The sequence below is a fragment of the Bacillus cereus group sp. N31 genome (assembly GCF_016483245.1).
Lineage (GTDB): Bacteria > Bacillota > Bacilli > Bacillales > Bacillaceae_G > Bacillus_A > Bacillus_A toyonensis.
Map to the genome: position 1 here is coordinate 1 of NZ_JAEHCH010000074.1, position 519 is coordinate 519.

Consider the following 519-nt stretch of genomic DNA (forward strand, 5'->3'; position numbering starts at 1 on the left):
CATAGAAGAATTTGTGGAGTACAAAGAATTGCATGATGCCTCTCCCTCCACCCTACTGAATTATGTATATGATTTTAGAGTTTTCTTTAACTGGCTATTATCTGAACAAATTATTGAATTAAAGCCCATTAAAGACATATCCTTCTCTGATTTGGAGAATTTAAAGAAAAAAGATGTTGAGAACTTCATGAGGTTTCTAAAACTACAGCAAAATATGCAGAATTCCTCCGTTAACAGAAAAATTTCAGCCTTAAAGTCTTTATTCAAGTACCTTACCTCCCTATCAGAAAATGATGAAGGAGAATGTTATTTTTATAGAAATGTAATGGCCAAAATTGAAATACATAAAGATAAAGAAACATTAAATGCTCGTGCAAAACGTATGAGATCTAAGATATTTCATAATAATGACGATCAAGAATTTTTGAATTACGTTAAGTACGAACATGAAAAATCTTTAACAAAACATCAGTTGTTCTATTTCCTAAGAGATAAAGATCGTGATGTAGCTATCCTCTC

Annotated in this window: 1 protein-coding gene; it reads left to right on the forward strand. The window is 30.8% G+C overall.

Annotation, left to right across the window (positions count from 1 at the left end):
* Positions 1–519, forward strand: a 519-nt coding sequence (locus tag JDS81_RS29790; protein WP_199688685.1) for a site-specific integrase, incomplete at both ends; no start/stop codon positions are given.